The sequence below is a fragment of the Chryseobacterium sp. IT-36CA2 genome (assembly GCF_949767875.1).
Classification (GTDB): domain Bacteria; phylum Bacteroidota; class Bacteroidia; order Flavobacteriales; family Weeksellaceae; genus Chryseobacterium.
Map to the genome: position 1 here is coordinate 533,086 of NZ_CATKPG010000020.1, position 20,950 is coordinate 554,035.

The 20,950-nt window shown below is 35.2% G+C and carries 24 protein-coding genes; 3 read left to right on the top strand and 21 right to left on the bottom strand.

Annotation, left to right across the window (positions count from 1 at the left end; all coding sequences use genetic code 11):
- Positions 1 to 43 precede the first annotated feature (43 nt).
- From ACM6F9_RS09790 to ACM6F9_RS09860, 15 genes are all read right to left on the bottom strand, one after another.
- Positions 44 to 325, bottom strand: a complete 282-nt coding sequence (locus ACM6F9_RS09790; RefSeq protein WP_414845541.1) for a hypothetical protein — start codon at positions 323 to 325, stop codon at positions 44 to 46.
- A 130-nt stretch (positions 326 to 455) separates the two neighbouring features.
- The gene (locus ACM6F9_RS09795) at positions 456 to 1,628 is read right to left on the bottom strand and encodes a class I SAM-dependent methyltransferase (protein ID WP_414845542.1); all 1,173 of its coding nucleotides are present in this window, start codon (positions 1,626 to 1,628) and stop codon (positions 456 to 458) included.
- 137 nt (positions 1,629 to 1,765) lie between these two features.
- Positions 1,766 to 2,929, bottom strand: a complete 1,164-nt coding sequence (locus ACM6F9_RS09800) for a methylmalonyl-CoA mutase family protein (protein ID WP_414845543.1) — start codon at positions 2,927 to 2,929, stop codon at positions 1,766 to 1,768.
- 106 nt (positions 2,930 to 3,035) lie between these two features.
- On the bottom strand, positions 3,036 to 3,392 hold the full coding sequence (locus ACM6F9_RS09805) for an FtsB family cell division protein (protein ID WP_414845544.1): 357 nt from the start codon (positions 3,390 to 3,392) through the stop codon (positions 3,036 to 3,038).
- 3 nt (positions 3,393 to 3,395) lie between these two features.
- Positions 3,396 to 4,010, bottom strand: a complete 615-nt coding sequence (udk, locus tag ACM6F9_RS09810; protein ID WP_034697618.1) for a uridine kinase — start codon at positions 4,008 to 4,010, stop codon at positions 3,396 to 3,398.
- Between the two features lie 208 nt (positions 4,011 to 4,218).
- Positions 4,219 to 4,524, bottom strand: coding sequence for an ATP-dependent Clp protease adaptor ClpS (locus ACM6F9_RS09815; protein ID WP_414845545.1), 306 nt, complete (start codon positions 4,522 to 4,524; stop codon positions 4,219 to 4,221).
- Between the two features lie 10 nt (positions 4,525 to 4,534).
- The gene (locus tag ACM6F9_RS09820) at positions 4,535 to 5,893 is read right to left on the bottom strand and encodes a hemolysin family protein (RefSeq protein WP_414845546.1); all 1,359 of its coding nucleotides are present in this window, start codon (positions 5,891 to 5,893) and stop codon (positions 4,535 to 4,537) included.
- A gap of 272 nt (positions 5,894 to 6,165) precedes the next feature.
- The gene (atpG, locus tag ACM6F9_RS09825; RefSeq protein ID WP_105701402.1) at positions 6,166 to 7,029 is read right to left on the bottom strand and encodes an ATP synthase F1 subunit gamma; all 864 of its coding nucleotides are present in this window, start codon (positions 7,027 to 7,029) and stop codon (positions 6,166 to 6,168) included.
- Between the two features lie 76 nt (positions 7,030 to 7,105).
- Positions 7,106 to 8,683 (bottom strand): F0F1 ATP synthase subunit alpha, encoded by a 1,578-nt coding sequence (gene atpA, locus ACM6F9_RS09830; protein ID WP_414845547.1) that lies wholly within the window; start codon positions 8,681 to 8,683, stop codon positions 7,106 to 7,108.
- 16 nt (positions 8,684 to 8,699) lie between these two features.
- On the bottom strand, positions 8,700 to 9,131 hold the full coding sequence (locus ACM6F9_RS09835; protein WP_414845548.1) for a hypothetical protein: 432 nt from the start codon (positions 9,129 to 9,131) through the stop codon (positions 8,700 to 8,702).
- Position 9,132: 1 nt separating this feature from the next.
- Entirely contained in the window at positions 9,133 to 9,672 is a 540-nt protein-coding gene (atpH, locus tag ACM6F9_RS09840; RefSeq protein ID WP_414845549.1) for an ATP synthase F1 subunit delta, read from the bottom strand.
- A gap of 2 nt (positions 9,673 to 9,674) precedes the next feature.
- Positions 9,675 to 10,172, bottom strand: coding sequence for a F0F1 ATP synthase subunit B (locus ACM6F9_RS09845; RefSeq protein WP_034695422.1), 498 nt, complete (start codon positions 10,170 to 10,172; stop codon positions 9,675 to 9,677).
- An 82-nt stretch (positions 10,173 to 10,254) separates the two neighbouring features.
- Positions 10,255 to 10,449: an ATP synthase F0 subunit C gene (gene atpE, locus ACM6F9_RS09850; protein WP_002979108.1), complete on the bottom strand. Its 195-nt coding sequence runs from the start codon at positions 10,447 to 10,449 to the stop codon at positions 10,255 to 10,257.
- Positions 10,450 to 10,496: 47 nt separating this feature from the next.
- Positions 10,497 to 11,594 (bottom strand): F0F1 ATP synthase subunit A, encoded by a 1,098-nt coding sequence (gene atpB, locus ACM6F9_RS09855; RefSeq protein WP_129040031.1) that lies wholly within the window; start codon positions 11,592 to 11,594, stop codon positions 10,497 to 10,499.
- Positions 11,595 to 11,653: 59 nt separating this feature from the next.
- The gene (locus ACM6F9_RS09860; RefSeq protein ID WP_414845550.1) at positions 11,654 to 12,025 is read right to left on the bottom strand and encodes a hypothetical protein; all 372 of its coding nucleotides are present in this window, start codon (positions 12,023 to 12,025) and stop codon (positions 11,654 to 11,656) included.
- Between the two features lie 157 nt (positions 12,026 to 12,182).
- Between ACM6F9_RS09860 and ffh the strand changes: the two genes are divergently transcribed.
- A complete protein-coding gene (ffh, locus tag ACM6F9_RS09865; protein WP_105701396.1) occupies positions 12,183 to 13,544 on the top strand; it encodes a signal recognition particle protein in 1,362 nt (453 codons plus the stop codon).
- A gap of 71 nt (positions 13,545 to 13,615) precedes the next feature.
- Here the strand turns inward: ffh and ACM6F9_RS09870 are convergent, their stop codons facing one another.
- The 6 genes from ACM6F9_RS09870 to ACM6F9_RS09895 all read right to left on the bottom strand — a co-directional run bounded on the left by ACM6F9_RS09870 (position 13,616) and on the right by ACM6F9_RS09895 (position 18,612).
- Positions 13,616 to 14,287 carry a porin family protein gene (locus ACM6F9_RS09870; protein ID WP_414845551.1) on the bottom strand — a complete coding sequence of 224 codons (672 nt, stop codon included), beginning with the start codon at positions 14,285 to 14,287 and terminating at the stop codon, positions 13,616 to 13,618.
- Positions 14,288 to 14,364: 77 nt separating this feature from the next.
- A complete protein-coding gene (locus tag ACM6F9_RS09875; RefSeq protein ID WP_414845552.1) occupies positions 14,365 to 15,030 on the bottom strand; it encodes an outer membrane beta-barrel protein in 666 nt (221 codons plus the stop codon).
- Between the two features lie 75 nt (positions 15,031 to 15,105).
- Entirely contained in the window at positions 15,106 to 15,762 is a 657-nt protein-coding gene (locus ACM6F9_RS09880) for an outer membrane beta-barrel protein (protein WP_414845553.1), read from the bottom strand.
- A gap of 459 nt (positions 15,763 to 16,221) precedes the next feature.
- Positions 16,222 to 16,722, bottom strand: coding sequence for a hypothetical protein (locus ACM6F9_RS09885; RefSeq protein WP_414845554.1), 501 nt, complete (start codon positions 16,720 to 16,722; stop codon positions 16,222 to 16,224).
- Positions 16,723 to 16,867: 145 nt separating this feature from the next.
- Complete coding sequence (locus ACM6F9_RS09890; protein ID WP_414845555.1) at positions 16,868 to 17,533, bottom strand: porin family protein; 666 nt, start codon at positions 17,531 to 17,533, stop codon at positions 16,868 to 16,870.
- A 119-nt stretch (positions 17,534 to 17,652) separates the two neighbouring features.
- Complete coding sequence (locus ACM6F9_RS09895; RefSeq protein ID WP_105701391.1) at positions 17,653 to 18,612, bottom strand: PhoH family protein; 960 nt, start codon at positions 18,610 to 18,612, stop codon at positions 17,653 to 17,655.
- Between the two features lie 132 nt (positions 18,613 to 18,744).
- Here ACM6F9_RS09895 and ACM6F9_RS09900 point away from each other — a divergent pair, with 132 nt between their 5' ends.
- Together ACM6F9_RS09900 and ACM6F9_RS09905 are read left to right on the top strand one after the other, a co-directional pair.
- Positions 18,745 to 19,572 carry an SAM hydrolase/SAM-dependent halogenase family protein gene (locus ACM6F9_RS09900; RefSeq protein WP_414845556.1) on the top strand — a complete coding sequence of 276 codons (828 nt, stop codon included), beginning with the start codon at positions 18,745 to 18,747 and terminating at the stop codon, positions 19,570 to 19,572.
- A 63-nt stretch (positions 19,573 to 19,635) separates the two neighbouring features.
- The gene (locus ACM6F9_RS09905) at positions 19,636 to 20,937 is read left to right on the top strand and encodes a dihydrolipoamide acetyltransferase family protein (RefSeq protein WP_414845557.1); all 1,302 of its coding nucleotides are present in this window, start codon (positions 19,636 to 19,638) and stop codon (positions 20,935 to 20,937) included.
- Positions 20,938 to 20,950: the final 13 nt, after the last annotated feature.

The following is a 20,950-nucleotide window of genomic DNA, read 5'->3' on the forward strand; positions in this document are numbered from 1 at the left end:
ATGCCCTGCAGAAACAGGGCACTTGTATATTGTATACTACTAATTAGTGTTCAGCTTTTGGAGCTTCTTTTGCTTCAGCAGGTTTTGCCGCAGCAGTACTGTCTGTTTTGTGAGCTTCAGGTTTTGCAGCTTCTTCTTTGTGTCCTTCAGCTGTTGCAGCAGCCTCATGACCATGTCCGTGAGCCTCTCCACCTTTCTGAACGTCATCAGAATATCTTTCTGCTCCTTCTTCTAATTTAAGAGTATTTTTATTCCCTCCAGCAGATATTTTTTTACAGCTTACAGCTACAGTTGCAATAGCTAAACATATAATCAATTTTTTCATATGTACAATTTAATTTTTTAAAAAATCATATGAAACCGCACTATTTTTGGTTATTTAAACAGCCCGCGATTTCATGCTTAAATTTTTGATTGCCCAAAATTAAGAAATCCTGCATTTTTCAGCAACATTTTTATACTGATTTTAAAATAATTTTCCCTTTTTTGGATTGTGTAAAAATAAGGTATTGTTTTCCTCCATCTTTCAGTCCGTATTTCTTTTTGATTTCTTCCGGTTTTAAAGGGTAATTTTTTGAAATAATATTGAACTGCTCTTTCTTTTTAATATTTTTAGAATCAATCACTTCCATCTCTAAAATTCTTCCTGGGAAGTTTTCATTTTTCTCAGCTGAAGTATATAAATGGGTATTCGGGTGCAGTTTTTTTAATCCAAATTTTTGAGAAATTAAATTAAAGATTCCCGCCTTCAAAATGGAGTGATTAGGAATGTAAATGTATTTTTCTGGTTCAGAATATTCCGATTCTGCGGTTTCTTCTTCCCCAAATCTGAATGTAAAGGCTTCTTCCCCACTTTCAAGATTCACACAGTTGCATATAATTCCTTCTGTATTTTCGTTGGATAAAAAAACTACAACTTCCTTCACGTCATTTTTCAAAGCAATAATATCAATTCTTGAAATGCCTGGCAGCACTGAAACAAGGTACTTAAGGTCAATAAGCGGGGAAAGCTTTATTATTACAAGATTGGAAATAGAGCATAATTTTTCCTGAATTTCAAGAATATCTGGTGAAAGATCTTCCAAAAGAAAAACTTTATTTTTTTGCTCGTCTCTTCTGGCCGGATCAAGATAAATAACATCAAAGTGTTCCTGATTGGTCTCCAAAAAATCTTCAAGCTTAAGATTGATAAATTTTGCTTTTCGGTTTAAAATATTCCAATTATTTTCAACAATCTTTAAAAGTTCGGTATTCTGTTCTACTAAAGTGATATCGTCAAAATTTTGAGACAGATAATAAGCGTCAATCCCAAAACCGCTTGTAAGGTCAATAAATGTTTTTCCTTTCAGTATTTCAGATTTATATAGGGCCGTTTTTTCGGATGATGACTGTTCCAGATTAAGCTGTGGCGGGAAAAGAATGCCTTCTTTTAAAAGAAATGGAAATTTCCTCTCTGCCACCTGCTTTCCTTTGATCTGCTGTACAATTTCCTGCATAGAAACCTCTGGAAATGGTGATTTTTTCAACAGTAAGGTGTGTAAATTTGAATGCAGATTTGCGTTGATATAGTTTTGAATTTCTTTGTTTGATAATTTGTTTTCCACAGACTCTGCCAATTTTATGTTCATTTGTTTAAAATGCTTCGACTCCGCTCAGCATGACAACGCTAATACTCAATGTATAAATTTATTATTGAAAATTAATACAGAAAATTTAACAGTGTCATACTGAGCGGAGCCGAAGTATCAGTTTATTTTAAGATGTCCTATTCAAACATTTCAGCCCAACGTACGGCTTTTATTTCTTTTTCGTTGTAAAGATCTCCAATGGACTTTTTAACGTCTAATTTAGGGTATAAATTAACTCCTATCAGCTTTATTTTCCCTTCTTCAATCCATTGCTGTTCTTCAATAGCATGATCGTAGATCTTTTTCTGGACAATTCCCTGTTTCAATAGCTCAAGATACCCTCCTGCTTCTTCTATTTCAACAAATAAAGCCCATGATTTCTCTGCAAACTGGCGCGTAATATCTTCTACATAATAACTTCCGTTCGAAGCATCTTCAAATACATTGATAATACTTTCGTAAGCCAGAACAATCTGTTGCTTGAAAGATATTTCCTCCGAGTTATCCGTACTTCTGTCTACAAGATAGTTATTGGAAAATACGGCATCAGCACCTCCAATCATGGCAGAAGCAAGTTCTAATGTGGAACGGATCAGATTGTTTTCGTTATCAGCTACTGCTTTATTTCGAAGCGAAGTCTCCGCAAAGATGTAAGGAACTTCATCCAGTCCATATTCTTTGGAAAACTGGTTAAAAACGATTTTAAAGGCTCTCAGTTTGGCCATTTCAAAAAAATAGCTTCCTCCTACTGCTATTCTGAAGATCAATTTGTTTAAAATTTCAGCTCCATATGCCTCTACTAATTCTTTAGCTTTTGCCAAAGCAATACCCAGCTGCTGATAGATGGCAGCTCCTGCATTCTGATGCAGTGAAATATCAACACAGATTCTTCTTTTGAAGTCTTTTGCCAGCAATTCTTTTACTAACTGATCATCAATAACTCCTGTTTTTTCATCAAAAACATCTATCAGTGAAAAATACTGGTCTTCTTCTGTGGGACTGATATGTCCTGCAAGTTCTTTATTATTAATAAAAAGGGTTTTCTGATCAAGGTTTTCTACATTCTGATCAAGGACAAATGCAAATACTTCATCTTCCAGACTTTCATGGTATCTTGCTACCAAATGGGTGCTTTCTTCAACTCTGGGCAGATTTAACAAAGGTTTCTCAACTTCTGTATAAAAAGGCTTCACCTCTACACCTTCCAGATTCTGCTTTTCTAAAACTGGATAAATATCCTCTGTTTTAAGCTGTTTTTTGACTAAATTTTCCCAGTTTGAAAGTATATGTGTATTTGACATTAGTTTTAGTTTAAATTATAAATTGTCAATAGTGAATTTTACTTTGTAAATGAATTTTCAAACACAAAATAAATTTCACCATTGATATAATTCTATTTGATTTTTATTACTTTTTAGCAACTTTTGTGCTGTCTACCACCAGAATAAAGATCTCTTCATTCGGTTTTTTCATAAAATAATTTTCTCTTGCATACTTTTCTTTTTCTGATTTGTTATTCATCAGTTTTTTATAAAAAGCATCGTTTTTCTCGTATTCTTTTTTATAATAATCCAGCTGATCTTCATATTTATGAATCTCACCATTCAGTTCATTAATTACAAGAAATGAGGTTTTATCGAAAAAAATCATCCATACCAAAAACAGACAGATCGTAATGGTATACTTATTCAAAACATATTTCTGGATAATTTTGAATGTTTCAGATTTCGGCTGAATGTCTTTGATAAGGTTATTTTCTTCCATTTTTTAATGTTTTTTCAATGAATTTTTAATAACGGTAGTTAAAAAATCAATGGCTACAGAATTCTGCTTCATATTGGGAATAATAAGATCGGCATCATTTTTAGACGGCTCGATGAATTCCTGGTGCATTGGTTTCAATGTAGTCTGATAACGGTGTAATACTTCGCTCAGATCTCTTCCCCTTTCCTGGGTATCTCTTCTGATCCTCCTGATCAGTCTTTCGTCAGAATCTGCATGAACAAATACTTTCAAATCAAATTCTTTCAGTAATTCTTTGTTGGTAAGAACAAGAATTCCTTCTACTACCAATACATTCTTAGGTTCTACAGTAACATGATCTCCTGTTCTGGAATGAGTGACAAAGCTATAAATGGGCTGTTCAATAGACTCATTATTTTTTAAAGCTTTTACATGTTTTATCAGTAGGTCAAAGTCTATGGATTTCGGATGGTCATAGTTTAGAGCTTCTCTTTCCGTGAGTGTAAGACCTTGGTTGTCGTGATAATAATTATCCTGAGAGAGGATATTCATTCCCTCAATATCAAGCTGCTGAAGTATCTTATCAACAACTGTAGTTTTGCCGGATCCTGTACCACCGGCAATTCCTATTACAAGCATTGTTTTTTTGTTTCTTTATAGTTGGTACAAATATACTATTTTAGATAAAATATGACAATGTAAGTGTATTGAGAAATTAAAAGATTAAAGCATTTAAAGATTAAAAGATTTGCCGGATGCCTGTTAGTCTTTGTCATTTATCATTATTACTCAATTTTTCTATCCGGATTTAATAAAAAAACCGACAAATTGATTGTCGGTTCTTTTATTATACGATTTCGCTTGTTAATTCGCGCGAAATTAATTTTTCATGCATAGGCTTCAAAACATCCATTGAGCCTGTTTTTACGGTGCACTTACCTTTATAATGAACCAAAATAGTGCATTGCTCAGCCTGTTCCAGACTATGTTTGCATATTTCGATCAGGCAGTCTATTACATAATCAAATGTATGAACATCATCGTTATGCAGTACCAGTTTGTAAACTTCATCCGTATCATCTAAGACGAGAACTTCTTCTTCGTACTGACGTTTCGGATTTTCGTAATCTTTTATACTGTTATAAAAACTCATTCTAATTCTTTTAAACTTCTCCTATTTTGTCTGCCAGATTATCAATGGCATTAGGCTCCTGATAAATTAATTCCACAAGTTCCACACTCTTGTTATTCATCTTCAGAATTTTAAAGTGATAGTCTTCAAGATCAAACTCCTGATTTTCTTCAGGGATTTCTTCCAATTCATAAAGAATAAATCCGGCTAATGAATTGTACTCACTTTCTTCAGAAAGAGGAAGCCTTTTAGGAAGGAACTCATTGATTTCGTCCAAAGGTTGTGTAGCCTGTACCCAATACGTATTATCCGCTATTTTATCAACGATTTTTTCTTCATCATCTTCTTCATCCTGAATTTCACCTACAAGTTCCTCAAGGATATCTTCCAGTGTGATAATTCCTTCAGTTCCTCCAAATTCGTCAATAACAATAGCAATATGTTGTTTTTTAAGCTGGAAAGTTTTCAATAAGTCAGAAACTTTTTTACTTTCCACCACGAAAAAGGCATCACGCATTAAGTCTTTAAGGTCTTCATGATCCAGATCACCTTTTCTCTTTACAAATTCTCTTATAATTTCCTTTGTGTAGAAAATTCCGATCACATTGTCAATAGAATCAATATAAACAGGAATACGGGAGTAACCGCTATCCATAATCTTATTGATAATATCATTAACATCTTCTTCAAAGTCTATGGAAGTGATATTCTGCCTTGGAACCATGATCTGCTTCGCAGAGTGATCTGTAAAATCAAATGCATTTTTAATGATTTCATAGTTCTCTTCTTCAATCTCACCACTGTCTGCACTTTGTTTTACCAAAAGCTGAAGTTCTTCGGTAGAGTGAATTTCCTGTTCGGAAGCAGGGTGGATTTTTATAAGTCTTAAGAAACCATTCGACATTGAGTTCATCAACCAGATAAATGGTTTAAAAATCGTGTAAAAAACTCTCAACGGAACAGCTGTAGCCATTGTAGTGGCTTCAGATTTTCTGATGGCAATTGATTTTGGGATAAGCTCACCAAATACAATGTGCATGATGGTAATCAATACAAAACTTGTTGCTACCGAAATGGTAGTAATCGTTGTTTGAGTAAGATCAATACTCAACGATGTGAAAATATTTTCAACAATATGATGCAGGGCACTTTCTCCCACCCAACCAAGGGCAAGGGATGCCAATGTAATTCCTAATTGTGTAGCGGAAAGATATTCATCAAGATGCTTGATGATATGTTCTGCTTGTTTAGCCATAGAATTACCTTCTGCGGCTTTTAACTGAATTTGTGAGTAACGAACTTTAACAATTGAAAATTCTGCGGCTACGAAGAAGCCATTTAGTAAAACAAGAAATAAGGCCAGCAAAAGCCTGACTATGTCCGAGTCCATTTAGAGGTTGTATAAATTTTATTAGGTACAAAGATATGTAAAATAAAAATAACCTGCCTGAATCCGGGATTGATTATTTCGATTGGAGATTTTTGAAACAGAAAAATCGATCTTTAAGATACTCCTGTTTTTAAATAAAAAAAATAATTGGAACAGAAATCCATTTTTCTAAAAAAGGGAGATTTTTGGATAGTAAACAGCGGTTTTCACCTTATTTAAATAAAAAAGCACCGATAATTTCGGTGCTTTAATTTGTATATTAAAATAATTCTTTAAGAATTTTTCAAAGCTTCTGCTCCGGAAACAATTTCCAGGATTTCGTTGGTAATTGCAGCCTGTCTTGCTTTGTTGTAGAAGATCTTAAGATCATTTCTCAAAGCTTCGGCATTATCTGTTGCTTTGTGCATTGCAGTCATTCTCGCTCCGTGCTCAGATGCTACTGAATCTAGGATGGCTTTGAAAACCTGAGTTTTGATAGACTTTGGAATCAAATTATCAAGAATCTCAGTTCTGTTAGGTTCAAAAATATAATCTGTTTCAACCTGTGGCTCAGTGTTTTCCGGCATTGAGATTGGAAGAAGTTTTTCTGTAGTTACCTCCTGAGTAGCAGCATTAACGAATTTGTTATAGATAACATATACTTCGTCAAATTTACCTTCTCTGAAGCTTGTCATTACCCCTTCAGTGATATGAGCAACTGCATCAAAGTTCAGATTATCATACACAGAACTTCCATTAGCATATACCGTACGGTTTCTTCTTACAGCATCATATACTTTTTTACCTACAGGTAGAATTTCAATCTCATATTGAGAATTATTCTGAAACTGAAGGTTAAGCTCTTTTACGATAGAAGAGTTAAAAGCTCCCGCAAGACCTCTGTTTGAAGTAACAGCGATGAATAGTACTCTTTTAACCTCTCTTTTCTGAGCATATACAGAAATCTGATCAGGATCAGAGCTAGAATTTACATTCTGGATAAGCTCCTGTAATTTTTCAGAATAAGGTCTTAACATTACGATTGCATCCTGTGCTTTTTTAAGTTTCGCTGCGGAAACCATCTTCATAGCACGTGTAATCTGCATCGTAGATGAAATTGACGTAATTCTGCCTCGTATTTCTTTTAAGTTTGCCATTAATTTGGGTTCAAAGTTTAAGGTCTAAAGTTTAAGGTTTAAAACACTATGTTTTAAACCTTAAACTTTGAATTTTTTAGTTGTATTTAGAAGCTAAATCGTTAGCTGCCTGCTTAAGAACACCTGTAATATCGTTATCGATTTTTCCAGCCTTAATTGCAGCCATTGTATCTGGGTGCTTAGATTTTAGGAACTCGATATATTCGTGTTGGAATTCTTTAATCTTGTTCAATGGAACGTTTCTCATTAAGTTTTCTGTTCCAGCATATACGATCGCTACCTGACTTTCTACAGGAAGTGGTGCATTTACCGGCTGCTTAAGGATTTCTACGTTTCTTTCTCCTTTAGAGATAACTGCTAAAGTAGACGCATCAAGGTCAGAACCAAATTTAGCAAACGCTTCTAGTTCTTTATATTGAGCCTGATCAAGCTTCAACGTACCAGAAACTTTTTTCATTGATTTGATCTGAGCATTACCTCCTACTCTCGATACAGAGATACCAACGTTGATCGCTGGACGAACCCCTGAGTTGAATAGATCAGACTCCAAGAAGATCTGTCCGTCTGTAATAGAGATTACGTTTGTAGGGATATATGCAGAAACGTCACCAGCCTGAGTTTCGATAATTGGAAGGGCTGTTAATGAACCACCACCTTTTACGATTGGTCTAAGAGACTCTGGCAAATCGTTCATTTGCTTAGCAATTTCGTCATCAGCGATTACTTTTGCAGCTCTTTCCAATAGTCTTGAGTGAAGGTAGAAAACGTCTCCAGGGTAAGCTTCACGGCCCGGTGGTCTTCTCAATAGTAGAGAAAGCTCACGGTAAGCAACAGCTTGTTTAGATAAGTCATCATAAACGATAAGTGCTGGTCTACCAGTGTCTCTGAAGAACTCACCGATAGAAGCTCCTGCCATTGCAGAGTATACCTGCATTGGAACTGGATCTGATGCGTTAGCCGCAACAATTACAGTATACGCTAAAGCTCCTTTATCAGAAAGAGTTTTAACGATTTGTGCTACAGTAGAAGCTTTCTGACCGATAGCAACATATATACAATATACTGGTTTACCAGCATCAAAGAATTCTTTTTGGTTGATGATCGTATCAATTGCAACAGTAGTTTTACCTGTTTGTCTGTCACCAATGATAAGCTCTCTCTGGCCTCTTCCTACAGGAATCATCGCGTCAATTGCAACGATACCAGATTGTAGAGGTTCAGTTACCGGCTGTCTGAAGATAACTCCAGGAGCCTTTCTTTCCAATGGCATTTCGTATAAATCCCCAGTAATAGGACCTTTACCATCGATAGGGTTACCAAGAGTATCTACTACTCTTCCTAACATACCTTCTCCTACTTTGATAGAGGAGATTCTGTTTGTTCTTCTTACTGTATCACCTTCTTTTACTAATTTACTTTCACCAAGTAGAGCAACACCCACGTTGTCTTCTTCAAGGTTAAGTACAATACCTTCTACATCACTAGAAAATTTCACCAACTCTCCGTATTGTACGTTTTCTAACCCGTATACACGAGCAATACCATCACCGATGGTTAAAACTGTACCTACTTCCTCAACGTTTGATTGAGTATCGAAGTTGGCCAATTGCTGTTTTAAGATCGCAGATACTTCTGCCGGATTTATTTCTGCCATTGTATGGTTGTTTTTCTTATTTAAAAAGTTTAATTTTTAGATCTTCGTTAGAATATTTAGCGACAAAAAGGTCAACTTTTGCTTCGTCAGCTGTACCGTTTTCATCAAATATTCCGGACTTATAAATGTTTTTAATAATATCTTTATCTGATAGGTCTGTAATAACCTCTTTATTGCTCTTCAAGAATCTTACCTTATAAATCAGTTTAGTCCAATAAGGAGATTCATTCTTATAAATTGGAGGTGTTTTGGGAACCTCGTAAGTAGATCCAAGAACGGAAACAATTTCGTTATCTTTCAGATCAGACAGTATAAAGTTATAATCATTAGTTTCAATATGATAGGTTTCCTTATCATCAACAAAAACTTTATCTTTTTTAACTTTTATCTTTTGACCAAAAGCGATGCAAGAAAAAGCTAGCATTGATATATATAAGACCTTCTTCATATTAGTTCAATTGAAAATCTTTTTTAACTTGGTTCAGTTTTGTCTTCACAGACGCGTCTACCTGCTGGTCACCTACTCTTAGAACATATCCTCCAAGAATTTCAGGCTTCACATTTACTTTCAGATCAAAATTTGAATCAGCATTTACAAGATTGGTAGATCTTAAAATCTGATCAAGGTTTTCTTTTGAAAGCGGAGTTGCTGTAGTAAGCGTTACTCTCTGTACACCACTAAGGTCTTCTACTTTATTGATGAATTCCTGAGCGATATTTTTCAATTGGCTTTCACGTCCGTGTTTAATGACCAATTTAATCAGGTTCTGAGAAGAAACAGATAAACCTTTGAAAATTTCGTTTGCTACTTCTATTTTCTTTTTAGAATCGATGTAAGGAGTCATGAAAAATTTATTTAAGTCCGCAGACTCTTTCATGATCTTTACTACATCTTTCATTTCAGAAAATACAGTAGCCGTTTGACCTGACTCGTTTGTGAAATCAAGTAAACCTTGTGCGTATCTTTTAGCTACTTTAGATGTAAGCATTCTTAGTTAAGGTTTGATTTGTTTAAATAATTTTGAACTAATTCGTTTTGAGCTTCGCTGTTGTCTAATTTTTGTTTCAAGATAGACTCAGCAATGTTTACAGATAAAGTACCAATTTGAGTTTTGATATCTGCCATAGCAGCATTTTTCTCAGCATTGATAGTCTGTTTAGCAGCTTCGATCATTTTGTCTCCTTCAGCTTTAGCAACATCTTTAGCTTCCCCTACGATTCTGTCTTTAATTTCTCTAGCTTCTTTAAGGATAGCATCTCTTTCGATTTTAGCTTCACGAATGATTCTTTCGTTATCCTCTTTTAAAGTTTCCATTTCTTTTCTAGCTAATTTAGCTTGATTAAGAGCGTCAACAATAGATGTTTCTCTGTCATTGATAGACGTTAAAATAGGTTTCCAAGCGAATTTACCTAACAAAAATAATAATGCTAGAAAAATTACAGACTGGATAATAAATAATCCTGATGAAAACTGATGAATTAATTCCATTATATAAATGTATAAATAATTATTACTTTTTTAAAGAACCATTATCTGTAACCAACCGTCACAGATAATGGTCTGATTTTAATTAGTTTACTGCGAATAGAGCAGCAAACGCAACACCTTCTACAAGTGCAGCTGCGATAAGCATAGCTGTTTGGATTTTTCCAGATTGCTCAGGTTGTCTAGCGATAGCTTCAAGAGCAGCAGCTCCGATTTTACCAAGACCGATACCTACACCTAGTACTACGATACCAGCACCTACAATTTTAGGGATTTCCATAATATATAATTTTAAAAAATTTGTTTTACTTTAATTTATAATTTCAATTAATGAGCTGCATGATGTTCATGTTCGTGCTCTTGTACTGCCATTCCGATAAACAGGGCTGATAACATAGTAAAGATATAAGCCTGTAGGAATGCTACCAATACTTCTAGTAAATAAATTACTAACGTTAGAAATGGGAATGCAACACCTGCGATGAAATTTTTGAATACGTAGATCAATCCGATCAAACTCATTACTACAATGTGACCTGCCGTCATGTTGGCAAAAAGTCGGATCATCAATGCGAACGGCTTAGTGATTGTTCCTAATAATTCGATAGGAAGCATGATCAACTTCATTGGAACCGGTACTCCTGGCATCCAGAAGATGTGTTTCCAGTAATCTTTATTAGCTGAAAACGTTGTAATCAAATAAGTAAGGATCGCAAGGAAGAATGTCATGGTAATATTACCTGTAACATTGATTCCGAAAGGCATCAATCCTAAAACGTTAAGGAAAAGAATAAAGAAGAATACAGTTAATAAATAACCCATAAATCTCTTATACTTGTGTCCGATGTTTGGAATAGCAACTTCATCTCTTACAAAAATGATTAGCGGCTCTAAAAATCTTGCAGCACCTGTAGGAACAACTGATTTTTTATAAGACTTAGCCATACCTCCGAATAATACTAACATAAAGATTGATACTAATAAAATGATCAGTACACTTTTTGTAATAGAAAGATCCATTGGCTTTTCGTTCGTTGGGTGACCGTGATCATCAAGAGTAATAGTTCCAGCTGCATCAGTCTTATAGATTTTCTCGTGGTGCAACACATAAAAAGAACCATCTACTTCAGTAGGCTCTCCGTGCATAAACCCTTCTTTGTTACTCATGAAAGCATGAAAACCGTTGTCATATACAATAACAGGAAGAGGAAAACCGATGTGGTGACCATCTTTATCAACCATCAATGTGAAATCATGTGCATCCAACAAGTGATGATCGATGAACTCTTTGTTTTCTTTGCTCACTTTGTCTTTCTCTGAAAGCTCTTGAGCAGGAGCTGCGCCAGCAGTAGCCTCTCCGTGCTGTGCAGACACTAAGTTTAATACAAAAATACTGTAGAATAAAACTGCGAATTTCTTAAACATTGATAGGTTTTTTTCGTTGTGCAAAAATATGATATTTTTTCTAGTTTCAATAAATTATTTTACTGTTTTTTATCATGATTAATCAGCTTGATGGCATAGTATGTAAGCAGGGCTGTCAGGACAAAATAGGGAATAATAAAATGAAATTTATAGCCTGGAATCACTTCAAAGTTCAGTTTCTTTCTGATTAAGTACATTAAACCGAATTTTAAAAGAATCAAACCAATGACAGACAATCCTAAAAATTCCGGCGCTACTCTATTAATTAAAATTACAAGAGTGATCATCATCATAAACATGACGCTCAGAAAAAGATAAAATTTTATGATCACAATTTCATCCAGGTGAAAAACAAATTTCCAAAGGGAAAAGTGCACCAGAAACGTCAGGAAGAATAAAATGACAACAAGAATATTGGGATTAATTTTCATTCTAAATTTTAATTGAACGCAAAAATAGACTTTTTCTATCGTATTATGATAAGGTTTGATATATATCATTTTTTCTTATATATATAATATTACGTCCCGGACACTTTAGATATGCTAAAAATTCCTTATTTTTGCAAACCTATAATTTACAATAAATATGTTTAATAGTTTACAGGATAAATTAGACAAGGCATTACATAATATTTCCGGGAGAGGAAAAATTACAGAAATCAATGTAGCGGAAACCGTAAAGGAAATCCGTAGAGCATTGGTGGATGCCGACGTTAACTATAAAGTTGCAAAAGATCTTACTAAAAGAGTTCAGGATAAAGCATTAGGAGAGAACGTTCTTACGTCCCTTACTCCAGGACAGTTGATGACCAAAATTGTTCATGATGAATTGGTAGACCTGATGGGAGGTTCTCAAGAGGGGATCAATCTTTCAGGAAAGCCGTCTGTAATCCTTATTGCAGGTCTTCAGGGGTCTGGTAAGACTACTTTCTCAGGAAAACTAGCTAATTATTTACAAACAAAAAGAAATAAAAAACCTTTATTGGTAGCCTGCGACGTTTACCGTCCTGCAGCAATTGACCAGCTGAAAGTATTAGGAGGACAGATTAATGTTCCTGTTTTTACTGAAGAAGGTTCTACAAACCCATCTACCATTGCTGAAAATGCGATCAATTTTGCAAAAGCAAACGGTCATGATGTTGTCATCGTGGATACCGCTGGTCGTTTAGCGATTGATGAGCAGATGATGAACGAGATCAAATCTGTTCATTACTTCATTAAACCAAATGAAACCCTATTTGTTGTTGACTCAATGACAGGTCAGGATGCTGTAAATACAGCAAAAGCATTCAACGATGCATTGAACTTTGACGGGGTTGTTTTAACAAAATTAGATGGTGATACCAGAGGGGGTGCTGCATTAACGATCCGTTCTGTGGTTGAAAAACCAATCAAATTTATCTCTACAGGAGAAAAAATGGAAGCTTTAGATCTTTTCTACCCGGAAAGGATGGCAGACAGAATCCTGGGAATGGGAGATGTTGTTTCCTTAGTAGAAAGAGCTCAGGAACAATTTGACGAAGAAGAAGCAAAAAAACTTCACAAGAAAATTGCTAAAAACGAATTCGGTTTTGATGATTTCCTTAAGCAGATCAATCAGATCAAGAAGATGGGTAACATGAAGGACTTGATGGGAATGATTCCCGGAGTTGGAAAAGCAATCAAAGATGTAGAAATCAGTGATGATGCATTCAAGCACATTGAAGCGATTATCTACTCTATGACTCCTGAAGAAAGAAGAAGACCTTCTATTATCAATACTCAGAGAAAAGGAAGAATTGCTAAAGGTGCCGGAAGAAAGGTAGAAGACGTAAATCAACTGATGAAACAATTCGATCAAATGGGTAAAATGATGAAGATGATGCAGGGGCCTCAAGGAAAGCAAATGATGCAGATGATGAGCAAAATGCCAAATATGCCTGGAATGGGCGGAATGTTTGGAAAATAAGAAAGACAAAATCATTCATAAAAAAACTCTCAGAAATTCTGAGAGTTTTTTATTTTTATATGAGGATCTGTTTATTTAAACTTGTACCCTATTCCTAACTGGAAGAAATTCATTTTTAATGTTTCTCCGTCTACAGGATTTTTGATCATATTGCTAAGACCAAAGCTATAGCGTGCATCTACGAATAATCCTTTATGAATATTGTAATCAGCTCCTAAGAATAAACCGAAATCTGTAGATTTTAAACCATCATTCAGCTCTCTTTCCAAATAGCGTTCTCCTTCTTTAAGTCCGGAAGGATCTACCATACCAGCATTAGGACCACTAACTTCAAATTTTGCTTTATTATTCGTTTTAAAGCTCACATATGGACCTGCATAAATTCCCAGTTCCGGAGTTGCATAATATCTTGCAGATACAGGAATAACAATTCTGTTAAGGTTCATCTTTTCAGTTAAGGTAATACCTGTACCCGGTATTCCAACTTCAGCTTTTCCTCCAAGATTGGCATATTCTACCTCTCCCTGAACAGCAAACTTATTATTGAATTTATGCTCAACCAAGCCTCCGATATAAAACCCTGATTTGGATTTTAAACTTGCTTCGAATCCACCAAATTCAAAATCGCCCTCACTGGAATTCAATTTTGATAAAGCGTAACCAGCTTTTACACCAAATGTAGTTTTTTGCGCATTCAGACCTGCAAATAAAGCAATTGCAGATGCCAATAAGATTTTTTTCATGATTATTATATTAATTAGTTTTTACACTTAAAAAGCCTGAGATAGCTTTCCACCGTCTAATGTATATATTTTGTTTATTATTTTGCAAATACATATTTTACTCCAAAAGTAACTGCGGCCAAATTGAGATCAAATTTGTAGCTATTATTTCTTTTAGCGCCGTCAATATCCTTTTTGTAAGTATTGTACCCAAACTCCCCTATTGTAGCTTCAATAGACCAGTTTTTACTGACAAAATAATCTAATCCCGGTTTGATATTCACGCCAATATTGGTGTAGTTATTTTTTCTTGAAAATGAAGGAGCAAGAAGAGGATCCCCCATGAAGATTTCACTGTTTGATTCCAGCTTTTCCTGACCAAATTCCATTGGAACCTGCAGTTGTCCGAAGATATATAACTTATCAGATAAAGTCCAGTATTTTCTCACGAATGGAGCTACTACAAATGCATTAGTGATCTCTTTTATTTCCAGTGCGTTACTGAAGAAATCCCCTTTTACATCATACTTTGTAACAGCACTTTTATATCCTGCACCTAACCCTACGGCTAAATTAGTAGTCACAAAATACCCTGCTGTAGGAATGATTTTGACAATATCATCCTTTTTACTGCTGTTATAATATTCGTTATTTTCACTGTGATTATACTCTACCTGTCCTGAAAGGTAAGACGTTCCTTTTGCAATCTGTGCGTTTGATAATCCGAAGAGCGCAACAGCACCCATCAATACTATTTTTTTCATGGTTTTTATATTAGTTTTTATATAGAAAAAAGCCCTAAGGTTTTCTCAGGGCTTTCTTGCTATATGCTTTGTTTATTATTTTGCAAATACATATTTAACTCCGAAAGTTACAGAAGATAAATTCAATCCGAAGTTATAGTTGTTTGTAGCATCACCATCTTTTGGCTTGTAGTTGCTATAACCGAACTCACCGATAGTAGCTTCGATAGACCAGTTTTTGTTTAAGAAATAATCTAAACCTGGCTTAACAGTTACACCAATTTTAGTGTATTTAGCTTCAGTAGATGTAGAGTTTGAAACAACAGTGTTTCCAGAAGTAGCTACAGAGCTAGTTTCAGTTTCAGTTTTTCCGAACTGCATTGGCACTGCTAATTGTCCGAAGAAATATAACTTGTCAGATAAAGTCCAATATTTTCTTACGAATGGAGCAACAACGAATGCTGGAGTTTTAACTACGCTCTCGTTTACGATTGTAGCGTTTCCTAAAGTTGTAGTAGTAGATACAGTGTTCTTTTCAGTTTGGTATCCAATTCCTAATCCAACTGCTAAGTTAGTGTTTACGAAATATCCAACTGTAGGTAATACGTTGAAGTTTTCTTTTTTATCGTTACCATTGTTAGATTCTACTTGAGAATAACCAACAGATCCAGATAAATATGTAGTTCCTTTTGCAATCTGAGCATTTGATAAACCGAAAAGTGCAACTGCACCCGCTAATAATATTTTTTTCATTTTAAAAAATTTTAATACTTTCTGAGGGCAAATTTACAGTGGCACCCACTAATATTAAAATTTGTTAATGTGATTAATATCATTGTTAAAATTTAGGGTTTTGTAAGAATAAATCCTACTTATGAGAACTTATTAGGTTTTTCACAATATTATGAATAAAAAAATAACTTTTTTTCAATCAGAGCTAAATATATTTAGCTTTTTAAATTTTTCATTTTTTTCTAAAACCCCATGAATTCAGGGAAAATGCCAAATTTAATTAACCTAAAATACTAATATTTAAGTTATTATCTCTTAAAATTTAAACATTTGTTTATATTCAATAGTATTTTCACCATTTTCTAATCGTTGTACGCGTGTTATATCAAACCTTTCTGAGAACAGATCCGTACAGTGTATTTATAAGCTATCAAAAAAACTCCGGCCTTCGGCCGGAGTTCTCAATATGCAATTGCTTTCTTATTTAATAAAGAAGTTATAACCAAGGTTAACAGCTCCTACATTCCAGCTATAGCTTCCCCATCCTGGAAGGTCACGCTTGTTGCTGATAGATTGGTACCCGATGTACAACTCTCCTTTAGACATTTGATATCCAAATTTAGGCTGTGCATAGAAACCTCCATCTACTCCATCTTTTGTAGAAATACCGTACCCTAAGTCTAAACCAACAAAGATAGGTGCTCCAGAGAATCTATATTTTCCGGAAACTGCTACCGGAACAAAACCAAAATCATCAAAATGATCTTTTCCGAAGAAATGAGAATATCCTGTGGTTACCCCAAGATCAAGACCTTTAGCAATATTCCACATATAAGCTGCATCTACTCCTAATGTAAACGAAGATACATCACTTGCATCAGATACGGGAACACCAATATGTCCACCAATTTTAAAACCTTCCTGCGCTTGAGCAGCACCTCCTAAAAGTGCAAAAGCACCTAGTAATAATAGTTTTTTCATTTTTTTAGTAGCTTTGAATTACGGCGCAAAAATACTAATTATTTTTCATCATATAGAGAATTTACATGAATGAAATACTACACAATGAAAAAGCAGAACAAAAATTGTCCTGCTTTTCTATTATTTCTGGATAAGATTTTCAGAATTAGTTTCCTCCGAATTTAAACCCTACACCCACTTGTGCAAAACTGTTAGTCAACTTTTCATTCCCCTCTGCATGTTTACCAAGGTTAGAAACACCAAGGTTATATCTTGCATCAAAGAACAATCCGTTTTCCAGTGCATATTCAGCACCAAGGAATGGAGCGATATTCAAAGTATTCATTTGATCTTTGATATCTCTTTCGTCATTAGCATCAATCTCGAATCCAGGAATTCCGAATCCAAAATCAGCAGTAAGCTTTTGCTTTGCAGAAAGAATCACTCCGAAGCTTGCTCCCGCAGAAACAGACAATCCTTCAGTGATAAAGTACTTAGCAGAAATAGGCACTAATAAAGTGTGGTAAGTCTGCTTTGCTTTTACATTTAAAAAAGTAGTCGGATCTTCCGGATCAGCTTCAGCTACATTTATTTTTCCTCCTAGTGGAGAGTATAGAAGTTCTCCCTGAAGAGCAAATTTATCACTCAGTTTATATTCAGCGATACCACCAATATAAAATGTATGTACAGGATCTGAAGTTTCAGACTGTCCGTCACCTTTTAATTTAATTGTAGAGTAAGAGTATCCGGCTTTTGGACCAAATCGAAATTCTTGTGCGTTGGCAGAAATTCCCATAACGGCAACCGCTGCAACTAGTAAAAGTTTTTTCATGTTTAATTAGTTTTTACATTTAAGGATTGCAAAACTAATTATTTTTTTCAAATTAACAAATTTTAACCAAACAATTCAAGGTTAATAAAAGGTTAATAGAAACTTTTACTCATTCAGATCTAGTCATTTCTCACTCTTTTATCTTCATCATTGTAAGCAAGGATAATCTTTCTTACCACAGGGTGTCTTACTACATCTTCCTCTGTAAGATGCACAAAACCAATTTCTTTTACCCCATTTAAAATCCTCATTGCTTCTTTCAGCCCGGACTGTTGATTTTTCGGAAGGTCAATCTGGCTTGGATCTCCAGTGATAATGAACTTGGCATTCATACCCATTCTGGTAAGGAACATTTTCATCTGCGCATGCGTCGTATTCTGTGCTTCATCAAGAATCACAAAAGCATCATCCAGCGTACGTCCTCTCATAAAAGCCAAAGGAGCTACTTCAATTACTTTTTTCTCCATAAACCCTTCCAGCTTTTCATGAGGAATCATATCACGAAGCGCATCATATAAAGGCTGTAAATACGGATCCAGCTTCTCTTTAAGATCACCAGGAAGGAATCCCAGACTCTCCCCTGCTTCTACAGCTGGTCTTGTCAGGATAATTCTTTTCACTTCTTTATCTCTCAAAGCTCTTGCTGCCAATGCTACACTGGTATATGTTTTTCCGGTACCTGCCGGCCCAATGGCAAAAACCATGTCCTTTTTCTCAGTTTCCTTTACCAGTTTTTTAAGGTTGGTTGTCTTCGCTTTAATAATTTTCCCGTTAACTCCCTTTACGATAATATCCTGATCGAATACCAGTTGTTTCTCGTTTTCGTCTTTAATATTCAATATATTTTCGACATCTTTCAGTCCTATTGAATTGTTTTTGGAGATAAAACTGACAATATCATTCAGTTTTTGCTTCAGTATGTCTAAAGCTTCCTGATTTCCCATGGCAAAGATAACGTGATCTCTTCCTGTAATTTTAATGGTCGGAAAGCTTGATTTTATTAAGTTGAAAAATTGGTTATTAACTCCATAGAAGATTTTCGCATCGATATCTTCCAAATCATATGTCAATTCAAACATGCAGTATTTTTATTTTTAGATTTTAAAATTAAAGCTTTTTTTCAATTTATGTCAAATTCTTTTCAACAATCTTTCGGGCATTCTTTTTATTTTAAATAACTTTGCAATACTACACTATTCTAGAAATTGCTCATGTCAATTATTACCCTTACTTCGGATTTCGGAAATTTAGATTACAGAGTTGCCGCTGTGAAAGGCAAAATTCTGTCTCTAAACCCTGAGGTTAATATTATTGATATAACCCACGACATCCAGGCATTCAACCTTATACAGACTTCGTATATTGTAAGAAATGCTTATAAATATTTTCCTAAAGGAAGCATTCATATTCTTTCTGTGGACAGTTTTTACCACAAATCAAGAAAGAATATCATCTATAAAGCTGATGGATCTTACTTTCTGGCGGCAGACAACGGCCTTTTAAGCCTTATATTTTTTGATATTAAACCGGAAGCGATCTATGAACTCACGCTGAACAACCGCTTTGATGATGTCATCGACTTTACCTCTACGGATATTTTTGTACCGGCAGCAGTACACCTTGCCAATGGCGGACTTCCTGAAGTGATAGGACGAAAAATACAGTCGGCAAAACAGCTGATGTTCCCAAGAGCTGTATACAATGAATCAGAAGGCATGATCATTGGTGAAGTTACCTATATTGATAATTTCGGAAATATAATCTCAAATATCAACAAAGATTTTTTCGAGAATATCAGTAAAGGTTACAACGGTTTTACCATAAAATTCAGGAATTTAAGCCTTTCAAGAGTATTTTCCAGCCATACAGAAGTGGTTTCAGACTGGGAAAGGGAGACAGAATTCCATGGGCAGTCTGCTGCAATCTTCAATGATAGTCAATTATTAGAGCTTTCCATCTATAAAGGAAGCAAGAAAAACGGCGCCAAAAGCCTGTTTGGATTGAATGTAGGCGAAAATATTTATATTGAATTCAGCTAAGATTATATATTTCATAAAAAAACCGATTTTTTTTATATATTTGTCAAAATCTAAAAATCAAAAATGGCAGAATACAAATTATTGCTTCCTTCCATGGGAGAAGGTGTTATGGAAGCGACAATTATCACTTGGTTATTCAATGAAGGTGATAACGTAAAGGAGGATGACTCCGTAGTAGAAATTGCAACAGATAAAGTAGATTCAGACGTTCCGACACCAGTTTCGGGGAAAATCGTAAAAATTTTAAAGCAAAAAGATGAAGTTGCAAAAGTAGGTGAAGCCATTGCTATTTTAGAAATTGAAGGAGAAGGCGCAGCTTCAGAGGAAGTGAAAACTGAAACTCCGGCAGCGACTCCAGATGCTAATACTTTAAAAGCAATTGAAGAGCCTCTACAAACTGCTGCTTCAAACGTAGAATTCTCGGGAGACCTTTATTTATCTCCACTCGTAAAATCTATTGCACAACAGGAAAAAATTTCTGAAACTGAACTGAAATCCATCAAAGGAAGCGGTTTAGAAGGAAGAATTACAAAAGAAGATATATTAGCTTATGTTGCTAACAGAGGTAACCAGCCAGCTCAGACTGCTCCGGTACAGGCAGCTTCTACTCCAAAACCAGCAGTATCTGCTCCTGCAGCTACGGTTCCGGTAAGCGCAGGTGATGAAATCATTCCTATGGACAGAATGAGAAAGATCATCGCTGAAAACATGGTGAAAGCTAAACAAATTGCTCCACACGTTACTTCTTTCATTGAAACAGACGTTACCAATGTTGTAAAATGGAGAAATAAAAACAAAGCAGTATTCGAAAAACGTGAAGGTGAAAAACTTACGTTTATGCCTATTTTCGTGAAAGCTGTTGTAAAAGCAATCCAAGATTTCCCAATGATCAATGTTTCTATTAATGGTGAAAACATCATCAAAAAGAAAAATATCAACATCGGTATGGCTACTGCCCTTCCGGACGGAAACCTTATTGTTCCTGTTATTAAAAATGCAGATCAGTTATCACTTTCCGGCCTTGCAAAAGCAATCAACGACTTAGCGTACAGAGCAAGAAACAAAAAATTAAGACCAGAAGACACTCAGGGTGCAACGTATACAATCTCTAACGTAGGAAGCTTCGGAAACCTTATGGGAACACCGATTATTCCACAGCCTCAGGTAGCTATTTTAGCCATCGGAGCGATCGTTAAGAAGCCTGCAGTTCTTGAAACAGCTGACGGTGATGTAATCGCAATCAGAAACTTAATGTTTATGTCTCACTCTTATGACCACAGAGTGGTAGACGGATCTTTAGGAGGAATGATGCTGAAGCATGTTCACGACTACCTTGAAAACTGGGATCTGAACACAGAAATATAAGTAATGAGTAATC

Excerpts from the sequence above, each read along its gene's own strand:
- ACM6F9_RS09790 (WP_414845541.1), bottom strand. The coding sequence starts at position 325 with ATGAAAAAATTGATTATATGTTTAGCTATTGCAACTGTAGCTGTAAGC.
- ACM6F9_RS09795 (WP_414845542.1), bottom strand. The coding sequence starts at position 1,628 with ATGAACATAAAATTGGCAGAGTCTGTGGAAAACAAATTATCAAACAAA.
- ACM6F9_RS09800 (WP_414845543.1), bottom strand. The coding sequence starts at position 2,929 with ATGTCAAATACACATATACTTTCAAACTGGGAAAATTTAGTCAAAAAA.
- ACM6F9_RS09805 (WP_414845544.1), bottom strand. The coding sequence starts at position 3,392 with ATGGAAGAAAATAACCTTATCAAAGACATTCAGCCGAAATCTGAAACA.
- udk (WP_034697618.1), bottom strand. The coding sequence starts at position 4,010 with ATGCTTGTAATAGGAATTGCCGGTGGTACAGGATCCGGCAAAACTACA.
- ACM6F9_RS09815 (WP_414845545.1), bottom strand. The coding sequence starts at position 4,524 with ATGAGTTTTTATAACAGTATAAAAGATTACGAAAATCCGAAACGTCAG.
- ACM6F9_RS09820 (WP_414845546.1), bottom strand. The coding sequence starts at position 5,893 with ATGGACTCGGACATAGTCAGGCTTTTGCTGGCCTTATTTCTTGTTTTA.
- atpG (WP_105701402.1), bottom strand. The coding sequence starts at position 7,029 with ATGGCAAACTTAAAAGAAATACGAGGCAGAATTACGTCAATTTCATCT.
- atpA (WP_414845547.1), bottom strand. The coding sequence starts at position 8,683 with ATGGCAGAAATAAATCCGGCAGAAGTATCTGCGATCTTAAAACAGCAA.
- ACM6F9_RS09835 (WP_414845548.1), bottom strand. The coding sequence starts at position 9,131 with ATGAAGAAGGTCTTATATATATCAATGCTAGCTTTTTCTTGCATCGCT.
- atpH (WP_414845549.1), bottom strand. The coding sequence starts at position 9,672 with ATGCTTACATCTAAAGTAGCTAAAAGATACGCACAAGGTTTACTTGAT.
- ACM6F9_RS09845 (WP_034695422.1), bottom strand. The coding sequence starts at position 10,172 with ATGGAATTAATTCATCAGTTTTCATCAGGATTATTTATTATCCAGTCT.
- atpE (WP_002979108.1), bottom strand. The coding sequence starts at position 10,449 with ATGGAAATCCCTAAAATTGTAGGTGCTGGTATCGTAGTACTAGGTGTA.
- atpB (WP_129040031.1), bottom strand. The coding sequence starts at position 11,594 with ATGTTTAAGAAATTCGCAGTTTTATTCTACAGTATTTTTGTATTAAAC.
- ACM6F9_RS09860 (WP_414845550.1), bottom strand. The coding sequence starts at position 12,025 with ATGAAAATTAATCCCAATATTCTTGTTGTCATTTTATTCTTCCTGACG.
- ffh (WP_105701396.1), top strand. The coding sequence starts at position 12,183 with ATGTTTAATAGTTTACAGGATAAATTAGACAAGGCATTACATAATATT.
- ACM6F9_RS09870 (WP_414845551.1), bottom strand. The coding sequence starts at position 14,287 with ATGAAAAAAATCTTATTGGCATCTGCAATTGCTTTATTTGCAGGTCTG.
- ACM6F9_RS09875 (WP_414845552.1), bottom strand. The coding sequence starts at position 15,030 with ATGAAAAAAATAGTATTGATGGGTGCTGTTGCGCTCTTCGGATTATCA.
- ACM6F9_RS09880 (WP_414845553.1), bottom strand. The coding sequence starts at position 15,762 with ATGAAAAAAATATTATTAGCGGGTGCAGTTGCACTTTTCGGTTTATCA.
- ACM6F9_RS09885 (WP_414845554.1), bottom strand. The coding sequence starts at position 16,722 with ATGAAAAAACTATTATTACTAGGTGCTTTTGCACTTTTAGGAGGTGCT.
- ACM6F9_RS09890 (WP_414845555.1), bottom strand. The coding sequence starts at position 17,533 with ATGAAAAAACTTTTACTAGTTGCAGCGGTTGCCGTTATGGGAATTTCT.
- ACM6F9_RS09895 (WP_105701391.1), bottom strand. The coding sequence starts at position 18,612 with ATGTTTGAATTGACATATGATTTGGAAGATATCGATGCGAAAATCTTC.
- ACM6F9_RS09900 (WP_414845556.1), top strand. The coding sequence starts at position 18,745 with ATGTCAATTATTACCCTTACTTCGGATTTCGGAAATTTAGATTACAGA.
- ACM6F9_RS09905 (WP_414845557.1), top strand. The coding sequence starts at position 19,636 with ATGGCAGAATACAAATTATTGCTTCCTTCCATGGGAGAAGGTGTTATG.